The following is a 9,240-nucleotide window of genomic DNA, read 5'->3' as shown; positions in this document are numbered from 1 at the left end:
CTACTATATCCCTCTCAATGACTTTTGCCAAACCGCCTAAAGCTCAGTAAATTCAGCAAAGTTCAGGGTTTTGGGGGTTAGAGGCATGCTCCCCACTAACCCAGCAGCGGCGAGGGTTATACCCCCCTCTAGGGCAGCCAAGCCATCACGGCCAGCAGGGTCGAGAGGATCCCGATCAACACCCAGATGAGGGGCTTAGTGTCCAACGGGGGATCCGCTGCCCGGCGGCTGAGGGGATCCCCAGAAGGAGCGCCAGATCTTGGGGAAGGGCCTTTGCGTTGAGAGCGCCCATAGGCCAAGCGGTATTCCGGGGGATCAGCTTCCTCCAGCCGGCTGAGATCGGGAATTTCGCTCAACCACTCCGCTGGACGCCGCAGACGAGGGGCTTGCCAGATGCCCAAGACATAGCGAGCCTGCTGGGCAACTTCTGGATCTGGGTTGCGCAGCAAGGTTTGGGCCAACAGGATGGCCTCCTGCGTTTCGCCAAGGGCTTCTTGGGCCAGGGCCTGCCAGAGCCGTAGCTTACCCGACTGCGGATAGCGGCTTTGGGCCTGCTTAACCTCCTCTAGCGCCTGCCGGTATTGTCCTCGCTCGAACCTCAACTGGATCAGAGCCAAGTGCTGAGACAATCTCAGGTCTTTGGGAAGCGTCATGCTCAGGATCCGCAGGTTAGCTAGACCGCCGGGAAGCCCCGTCCTCTCTCGCTTTAGCGGCGCGGAGCGCTTTGCATCAGCATGAGTGCGGGAGTAGGTCACGTCAGCTTCTGTTCTACCCCAAACCCCACCAGCAACAGCTCCTGCAAAGGCTGACCCTGAGGGGGACGTTGGTAGGTAAGGATCTGCCGCAGGCGCAGGCGCGGATTCAGTAGAGTGATGGTATCTACAGCAACCACACGAGTGTAGGTGGTGGTCATCACCAGTTGCAGGGATCCAGGATCAAACCGGAAAGCCGCCACCATCGGGCGATCTTCCTCGTAGGCCCGATCCCGCAGGTAGTCTCCCTGCAGCCCCAGGGGGGTTTCCTGCCGAGGGACGAACAGCATGTTCAGCTCTTGCCCGGCCTCCTCCCCCGTTTCGGAAACGGTCTCAAAAGCCAAGTGAAAGCCCAAAAAACCATCCACGTTGTGGTTGGGGTAGTTGTTGTCGGTGAGCACCTTGTGCTTGAGCTCAGGGGTGAGAGTGCGAATGGTGAACTCGGTGCGGGAGCGCTCCACCTCGCCACGGTCTAGGTAATGGTAGGTGCGCTCTGTGCGCCAAGCCCCAATGCAGCAGTTGAAAAAGTGGTGAAATTGCTGGATAGCGTTCATGCGGGCGGGAGCGGACAGAGTCAGAAACCGGCGCTGGAGCCGAGAAGTGGCCCAGAAAACCCTGCCTCTGATCCTAAAACGAATCGAAAACAACCAGGAATCCAAATCCTGAATGCCAACGATTGAGATCTGGGTCTGGAGCGGGATCTCCTCCCTCACCCGCTTTTGGCCACCGGGATCCCTTGGGTCTGCCCCAACAACTCCAAGGCTCGCTGGAGCTGGATGTCCTCCGGCCCGGCCAAGGTTTCCGCCGTCAGAGGAACGGATCCCTCCGCCACCACCACATCGGGCTGGATCCCCTGGCGATGGATGTCGTGGCCGCTGGGGGTAAGGTACTTGGCCGTGGTCACCGCCAGCCCCGATCCATCCGCCAGCTCCAGCAGGGATTGAATCAGACCCTTGCCAAAGGTGCGCGTTCCCACCAGTTGAGCTCGCCCACTGTCCTGAAGTGCCCCGGCCAACACTTCACTGGCACTGGCGCTGCCCTGGTTCACCAAGACCACCAGCGGCGCCTCTGTGAGCACCTCGCCGGTGGCGGGAATGCTGTCTTGAATGCCGTGGCGATCCGTCACCAGCACAATGTCACCCTTGGGGATCCAGAAGCGGGCGATCTCAATGGCCGCCTGCAAGAGTCCCCCCGGATTGTTGCGCAAATCGAGAATGTAGCCCCGCACCCCTTGAGCTTCTGCGGCCCGAATGGCTTGGCGGACTTGAGCGGCAGCATTGCCGTTGAACTGGCTGAGGCGAATGTAGGCCACCGATCCCTGAGGCAGCTCAAAAAAACGGGTGCGCACGGGGTTGATGGTGATCGATTGGCGTACCAGCTCCACCTCCCAAATGCGATCCTGCCGCTTCAGCTTCAAGGTAACCGGCGTGCCACTGCGCCCCCGCATCCGCTCGGCCACTTCGTCCAGGCTCAGCCCCGCCACCGGCACCCGATCCACCGCCAAAATCTCATCCTGGGGTTGGATCCCGGCCTGCTCGGCAGGAGTGCCTTCCATGGGGGCAATCACCCGCACCGCCCCCTGCTCATCGATGGCAATCTGCAAGCCGACACCGCTCAGCTCGCCGGCTGTGGAGGTCTGCAGGCTGAGGTAGTGCTCTTTATCCAGAAAGCGAGTAAAGGGATCCCCCAGAGTGGCCAACATCTCCTCAATGGCCTGATAGGTCTGCTTGCGCTCCTTTAAGGGCCGGGAGAGAAACCGTTGCCGCACCTGCCACCAGTTTTGCCCGTTAAACCCCGGATCCACATAGGCCCGATCCACATAGGCCCAAGCCTGCGCCAGCAGTTGCTGCTCTTCTCCCCAGCGGCTGGCCTGCCCTGGACAGGCGCCAATGCCCAAACTCGCCCAGAGCAAACACCCAAGCAAGACAATGCGGATCCCCCACCCTCTCCAGCGGATCCCTGTGTATCTCGGCTTCTGCACAACCATCGATCCCAAAAAAACATTAAGAAACATGAACAAAACGCAATATCGAAAACTTGCCTGGCCTCCTGGGATCGAGATCTTCGTCCCCAAGCTGAGCCCGACGCCAGGATGGTGTTAAAAGATTGTGTTACATTGCTGAGTGGAGTGGGCTTGCCCCGCCCTCGAGATCCAATTTCAAGAATTGCAGGCATTATGAGCAAAGTTTACGACTGGTTGGACGAGCGGCTGGAGATTACGCCTTTCGTCGACGACGCAACGGGAAAATTCATTCCGCCTCACGTTAACATCTTCTACTGCCTCGGCGGGGTGACGCTGGTGTGCTTCTTAATTCAGTTTGCCACCGGCTTCGCCATGACGTTTTACTATCGTCCGACGGTGGCCGAGGCTTTTGAGTCGGTGAACTACATCATGACCCAGGTGAACTTCGGCTGGCTGTTGCGCTCCATCCACCGTTGGAGCGCCTCCATGATGGTGCTGATGATGATCCTACACACCTTCCGGGTCTATCTGACAGGGGGATTCAAAAAGCCCCGTGAGCTGACCTGGGTAACCGGCGTGATCTTGGCGGTGCTGACCGTCTCCTTTGGCGTTACCGGCTACTCCCTGCCCTGGGATCAGGTGGGCTACTGGGCAGTCAAGATCGTCTCAGGTGTGCCCAGTGCCATTCCGGTGGTGGGCGACTTGTTGGTGCAACTGATCCGGGGCGGCGAAGCGGTTGGTCAAGCTACCCTGACTCGCTTCTACAGCTTGCACACTTTCGTGCTACCCTGGCTGACCGCAGTCTTTATGACCATGCACTTTTTGATGATCCGCCGCCAAGGCATTTCTGGGCCTTTGTGAGCAAGGTTTGACTCCCAGACGCCTTTGACTTTCCTGGTAACTGGGATCTCTAACTGCCCCTTTTTCAGAACTTTTGTCCCTAGATAAGGAGAACTCTCATGGCTGTCTCAAAACAGGTGATAGCGACCGAGGCCATTACCCGCAAGGTTGATCTAGACAACCCCAAAGTTGTAGCCAAGCTGAAGAAAAACATGGGCCACATGACCTATGGTGAGCCCGCTTGGCCCAACGATTTGCTCTTTATGTTTCCGGTGGTGATCCTGGGCACTATTGGAGTGATCGTTGGCCTGTCAGTCATGGATCCGGCAGGTGTAGGGGAGCCGGCGGATCCCTTTGCTACGCCTCTGGAAATTCTGCCGGAATGGTATCTCTACCCCGCCTTCCACATCCTGCGGATTGCTCCCAACAAGCTGTTGGGAATTGCTCTGATGTCTGCCATTCCTGTGGGTCTCTTGTTTGTGCCCTTCATCGAAAACGTCAACAAGTTCCAAAACCCCTTGCGCCGCCCAGTGGCGACAACGGTGTTCCTGATCGGCACCTTGGTCACCCTCTACCTGGGCATAGGTGCCACCTTGCCCTTGGATAAGTGGGTCACCTTGGGCTTGTTCTAAAAGAACATCTGGGACTCCCGCTTGATGGGTTGATCGTCATCATCACCATCAGAATCACCATCAGAGTGCAGCAGGTTGGTGGCCAGGCTGCACTTTCTCTTTTGGAGAGCTTTTTAGAGGAGTTGTCTGCAAACCTGTGTGCCAAGGGATGGGCAAGTCCGCCGAAATGGTAGTATCTCTACGCCCTCATCTTCAGCTTGACCGCTCATGAGCACTTCTTCTTCAACTGCTCGAACCTATCGGATCACAGCCCTTGCCGGAGATGGCATCGGCCCCGAAATCATGCGGGTGGGACGAGCCGTTTTGGATGCAGTTGCCCGGCAGATGGGATTTGCTCTCCAGTGGCAAGAGGGCCTAATCGGCGGGGCTGCCTACGACCAGACTGGGGATCCCTTGCCGGCAGAAACCCTGAAAATGGCTCAAGAGAGCGATGCCGTTTATCTGGCTGCTGTCGGCGACTTCAAGTATGACGCTCTGCCTCCTGAGAAACGCCCGGAGCGGGCCTTGTTGGGCTTGAGGGCGGGGCTGGGGCTGTTTGCCAACTTGCGCCCGGTAAAAGTCTTCCCTCAACTGGTGGGGGCTTCCTCCCTGAAGCCAGAGGTGATCTCGGGGATCGACCTGGTGGTGGTGCGAGAGCTGACGGGGGGCATCTACTTCGGCCAGCCCAAGGGAATCTTCACGGATGCCCAGGGATCCCGGCGTGGCGTGAACACCATGGTCTATAGCGAAGCTGAGGTGGATCGGATCGCCCGAGTTGCCTTCGAGCTGGCCCGCAAGCGTCGGCGCAAGCTCTGCTCGGTGGACAAAGCCAATGTCCTCGAAGTGTCGCAACTGTGGCGGGAGCGGGTCAATGCCATTGCGGCTGAGTACCCGGAGGTGGAACTTTCCCACCTATATATCGATAATGCCGCCATGCAGTTGGTGCGCTGGCCCAAGCAGTTCGACGTCATCCTCACGGGCAATCTCTTCGGCGATATCCTCTCCGATGAAGCGGCCATGCTGACCGGCTCTATTGGTATGCTGCCCTCTGCCTCTCTGGGATCCTCTGGCCCCGGCCTATACGAGCCGGTACATGGGTCGGCTCCCGACATTGCCGGACAAGACAAAGCCAACCCCATTGCCCAGGTGCTCTCCGGCGCCCTGATGCTCCGCTACTCCCTGGATCAGCCGCAAGCTGCCGACCGCATCGAACAGGCGGTAGAAGCCGTTTTGGCGCAAGGGTACCGCACCCCAGACCTCTACTCTGAGGGAATGACTTTAGTGGGTTGCCAGGAAATGGGGGAAAAGTTGGTGGCAGCCCTGTCCCAGCAGCAGGCGCAATAGCCTTTTTCGGGGCCACAGGCTACAGCCAAGGCAGACGTGCGGCGATTTCCAAGCGATTTCCAATTGCAGGGATCACCGGAGCTACGCCCAACCGGCTTCAGGGAGAAGGTCGACCTCCTCGGTGGTTTTAATGGCCTCTTCCGGTCGAGGTGTGGCTTCTTGGCAGCGCTCCATGGCTTGAAGAAGCAGGGCTTCCCCTTCCTGCACCGTCTCAATGCGACAGAGGAGAGCACGGAATTGAGAGGCTCCGGCAAAGTCTTTGATGTACCAAGTCATGTGCTTGCGGGCCTGACGGATGCCACGTTCTCCCTTGTACTCCCAGAGACCGCGCAGATGCTCTAAGGCCATTTGAATCCGCTCCAGGGGAGTGGGGGCCGGTCTTTCTTGACCGGTTTTCAGGAAGTGATCGATTTCCCCCACCAGAAAGGGATAGCCCATGGTGCCGCGGGAGCACATCACCCCATCGGCTCCGGTTTCCTCCAAACACTTCACCGCTGCGGCTGTCGAGAAAATATCCCCATTGGCGATGACGGGAATGCGCAGGTGCTGTTTGACGCGGCGGATCCAGTCCCAGCGGGCTTTGCCGTTGAAGCCTTGGGCGCGTGTCCGGGCATGCAAGGTGAGCAGTTGCGCCCCTGCCTCCTGCAGACGGTGGGCAAAATCCAAAATGTTGATCTCCTGATCCGACCAGCCCAGGCGCGTTTTTACGGTTACGGGCACCTCCACCGCTTTGGCCACCGCCTCCACAATTCGTGCTGCCGTGTCGGGATCGCGGAGCAGAGAAGAGCCACCGCCGTTTTTGGTAATCTTGTTCACCGGGCAGCCCATGTTGATGTCCACCAAGGTCGCCCCTTCGTCCACAGCCATGCGGGCTGCTTCCGCCAGAAAGTCGGGCCGACAATCGAACAATTGGATGCCGATGGGCTGCTCCCCCTCGCCGACCTCCATGATGCGGGGCAACTGGCGGGCATAGCGCAAGCCGGTCGCGCTGACCATTTCCGTGTAAACCAAGCTGTGGGGGGCAAAACGGCGTACCAGCCCTCGAAAGACCTGGTCGGTTACCCCTGACAGCGGCGCCTGAAAGACGCGGCTCAAAACCTTCACCCCACCGATATCGAGGGGTGGGGATAGGCGGGCTTGGAGTTCCGGCGAAAGCTGCAGGCCCATCGGGATCCGGAGAAGGCTATCCCTCTTTGTTGACAAAGTAAAGAAGACCCATGATGCGCGCTCGTTTGATCGCGGCGGTGAGCTCCCGCTGTTGTTTGGCGGTCAGGCCGGTGATGCGGCGGGGCAAGATCTTGCCACGCTCGGTAACAAATTTCTTGAGCAGCTCCACATCGGTGTACCTAATGGGCTCTCCCGGCTTAATGGGAGACAGGCGGCGGCGAGCGTAAACCATAGATCAGGAGAACGGCGAAACGGCTTGAACTACTTAATCTCTTTGTGGATGGTGTGGCGGTTGCAGTGGGGGCAGAATTTCTTCAGCTCTAAGCGGGCTGTTGTGTTGCGGCGGTTTTTGGTGGTGGTGTAGCGGTTCACGCCTGGAGAGCGCTTGTTGACGTTGGTGCGGCACTCCGTACACTCCAGAGTAATGATGATGCGGGCACCCTTTGCTTTGGCCATGACGGATCCCAAGACGAAGGTAAACGGCAATGAGGAAACTGCAATCCCAGATCCTGAGGCTGGAGATGGGGGTTTACCTCAATAAGCGCGATCACCAATTATCCAACTTTTCCTTGACGGAATCAACCCAAGTTTTCACTTGCTTGCCCGTTTGTTGCCGTAGGCTACGGGCGTTGCGATCCACATCTTTGCTCAGGCGCTGCAACTGCTTGGACAGATCCCGCACGGTGTCATTGCGCTGGGCTTGGCGCAGCAGGTCGCGAGCAGCCGATTTGACGTCGTCAGCAGCGTCCCCCTCTAGGATGTCCTGCAAAAACCGCAAGACTTTTTCATCCAGGTGATAGCCCCGCTCCGCTTCCACCACTAGGGTGCGTCCGGCGCGGTCGTGAATGGTTTGGCGTTTTTCCTTGTCGAAGACGGCAAACAGCCCATCCGCAGCCAGAGGCACCAGCAGGGCCTCTGTAAGCACAAAGAGGGAGAGCACTCCCTCTCGAGCCAGAGAGCGAACCAGGTGCGGCGAGGCTTCGGTTTCGGGATCCAGGGTTTTGATGTTCAGCAGCCATTTGCCGAGGCTTTGGCCCTCAGGGCGGGATTGGAAATAGCCGCGGTTCACCAGCCAGGTGGCGAAGAAGGCGAGATAGCCGGTCATGTCCACGGCGCCTGCATTGGCCCCTACCAGAGCAGCCAAGCCTTGGGCTAGGTAGGAGATCCCCAGCCCCAGCCCAAAGTCGAGGGCAAAAGCCCCAATTCGTTTACTCCAGGGAGCCAATTTCGGCAGGGTTTCCCCCTCAGCAGCCGTTTGCGGGGCTGGCCGCTCGGCTTGAACCGGGGGCAGAGAAGTGGCAGGGGGCAAAGCGCTGAAGGCTCGCCATTCGTTGGCAGTTTGATCCAGTTGTTCGGTTTTGGGCCGCTCTGGAAATTGGGGGCGTTCGGGGTAGGGTCTGGGATCCGTCATTGCCGGTTGAGACAGTCAGTTCTACCATTCTAGCGAGGCAAGCCCACACCCACCGGCAGAGGGGACGGGCTGCGACGGGGGATCTCGTAGGTCAGCCGATCGCGGGCCAGCAGGGTATTGGGAAAAATGGCCTGAGCTTCTGCCAGTAGGTCTTCCAAGGTAATGGGGGCTTCTGGGGTGTAGCGGGGGCTGAAGTGGGTGAGGATTAGGGCTTGAGCTTTGGCTTCGGCAGCCACTTGGGCGGCCATGGCGGCGGTGGAATGCTTAGAGCGGCGGGCCAGCTCCAAGTCAGCCTGAGCGTAGGTAGCCTCGTGGATCACCAAGTCGGCAGCCCGGGAGAGATCGACGGCGTTGCGGCAGAAAATCGTGTCAGTGCAGTAGGAGAATTTGCGGCCCGGAATGGGATCCCCGACATAATCCCGTCCGTGAAAGCAGCGGCCCTGCCAGATGATGGATTGGCCGGCCTTGAGCTGCCCATACAGAGGGCCAAAGGGGATCCCATCGGCTTGGGCTTTGGCCACATTAAAGCTGCCTGGCCGATCCTGTTCCACCACGCGGTAGCCGAAGGCGGGCACCCGGTGATCCAAGGGCGCGCAGAAGACGGAGTATTCCGGCTCTTGCAGGATGAGACCGGTTTCGACGGTGTGAACGCGGAAGCCGTAGGGGATGCGCGTCTCGCTGTAGCGCAACACGGCCTTCAGGTACTCTTCCAGGCCCGGCGGGCCGTAGATATCGATGTGCTCAGGGGTGCTGCCCAAGCCACAGGAGGCCAACAGCCCCGGCAGGCCGTAGATGTGATCCCCGTGCATGTGGGTGATGAAAATGCGGCGCAACTGGCTGGGGCGCAGCTCGTCTAGGCGCAGCAACTGGTGCTGGGTGCCCTCGCCACAATCGAACAGCCACCATTCCGACCGCTGGGGAAACTGCACCGCCACCCCAGAGACATTGCGCTGGCGGGTGGGCATGCCGGAGCTGGTGCCCAAAAAGGTGATCCGAATGGCATTGGGATCTGTCACAGGGGCAAGACCTCAGGGATTGGGATCCCTAGCTTACCAATTGCTGATACATTTACGCTGAACACTGCTGAACATCACTGTTCAACTATGCAGCGATAGCATTCTGTTTGTTTCCAACCAGAATGGCGGTATCCCG

The 9,240-nt window shown here is 59.0% G+C and carries 11 protein-coding genes; 3 read left to right on the top strand and 8 right to left on the bottom strand.

Going from position 1 to position 9,240, the window contains the following annotated elements; translation table 11 throughout:
* Positions 1-128: 128 nt before the first annotated feature.
* The 3 genes from ACVWYY_RS14280 to ACVWYY_RS14270 all read right to left on the bottom strand — a co-directional run bounded on the left by ACVWYY_RS14280 (position 129) and on the right by ACVWYY_RS14270 (position 2,739).
* On the bottom strand, positions 129-653 hold the full coding sequence (locus tag ACVWYY_RS14280; RefSeq protein ID WP_414389191.1) for a hypothetical protein: 525 nt from the start codon (positions 651-653) through the stop codon (positions 129-131).
* Positions 654-751: 98 nt separating this feature from the next.
* Entirely contained in the window at positions 752-1,306 is a 555-nt protein-coding gene (locus tag ACVWYY_RS14275) for a phycobiliprotein lyase (RefSeq protein WP_414400675.1), read from the bottom strand.
* Positions 1,307-1,461: 155 nt separating this feature from the next.
* On the bottom strand, positions 1,462-2,739 hold the full coding sequence (locus tag ACVWYY_RS14270; protein ID WP_457402556.1) for a S41 family peptidase: 1,278 nt from the start codon (positions 2,737-2,739) through the stop codon (positions 1,462-1,464).
* A 189-nt stretch (positions 2,740-2,928) separates the two neighbouring features.
* Here ACVWYY_RS14270 and petB point away from each other — a divergent pair, with 189 nt between their 5' ends.
* The 3 genes from petB (at position 2,929) to leuB (ending at position 5,510) form a co-directional block, all read left to right on the top strand.
* The gene (gene petB, locus ACVWYY_RS14265; RefSeq protein WP_041436518.1) at positions 2,929-3,576 is read left to right on the top strand and encodes a cytochrome b6; all 648 of its coding nucleotides are present in this window, start codon (positions 2,929-2,931) and stop codon (positions 3,574-3,576) included.
* Positions 3,577-3,674: 98 nt separating this feature from the next.
* A complete protein-coding gene (gene petD, locus ACVWYY_RS14260) occupies positions 3,675-4,187 on the top strand; it encodes a cytochrome b6-f complex subunit IV (protein ID WP_011433236.1) in 513 nt (170 codons plus the stop codon).
* Positions 4,188-4,394: 207 nt separating this feature from the next.
* Positions 4,395-5,510, top strand: a complete 1,116-nt coding sequence (gene leuB / locus ACVWYY_RS14255; protein WP_457440906.1) for a 3-isopropylmalate dehydrogenase — start codon at positions 4,395-4,397, stop codon at positions 5,508-5,510.
* Between the two features lie 81 nt (positions 5,511-5,591).
* Here leuB and dusB read toward each other — a convergent pair whose 3' ends face one another.
* From dusB to ACVWYY_RS14230, 5 genes are all read right to left on the bottom strand, one after another.
* Complete coding sequence (gene dusB / locus ACVWYY_RS14250) at positions 5,592-6,677, bottom strand: tRNA dihydrouridine synthase DusB (protein ID WP_457440904.1); 1,086 nt, start codon at positions 6,675-6,677, stop codon at positions 5,592-5,594.
* Between the two features lie 16 nt (positions 6,678-6,693).
* On the bottom strand, positions 6,694-6,909 hold the full coding sequence (gene rpsR / locus ACVWYY_RS14245) for a 30S ribosomal protein S18 (RefSeq protein WP_011433239.1): 216 nt from the start codon (positions 6,907-6,909) through the stop codon (positions 6,694-6,696).
* 29 nt (positions 6,910-6,938) lie between these two features.
* Positions 6,939-7,133, bottom strand: coding sequence for a 50S ribosomal protein L33 (rpmG, locus tag ACVWYY_RS14240; RefSeq protein ID WP_457387255.1), 195 nt, complete (start codon positions 7,131-7,133; stop codon positions 6,939-6,941).
* A 91-nt stretch (positions 7,134-7,224) separates the two neighbouring features.
* The gene (locus ACVWYY_RS14235) at positions 7,225-8,088 is read right to left on the bottom strand and encodes an RDD family protein (RefSeq protein ID WP_457440902.1); all 864 of its coding nucleotides are present in this window, start codon (positions 8,086-8,088) and stop codon (positions 7,225-7,227) included.
* 29 nt (positions 8,089-8,117) lie between these two features.
* Positions 8,118-9,104 (bottom strand): ribonuclease Z, encoded by a 987-nt coding sequence (locus tag ACVWYY_RS14230; RefSeq protein ID WP_011433242.1) that lies wholly within the window; start codon positions 9,102-9,104, stop codon positions 8,118-8,120.
* Between the last annotated feature and the right edge of the window lie 136 nt (positions 9,105-9,240).

Source organism: Thermostichus sp. MS-CIW-34 (assembly GCF_054060435.1).
This window is presented reverse-complemented; position numbering and strand designations above follow the sequence as displayed.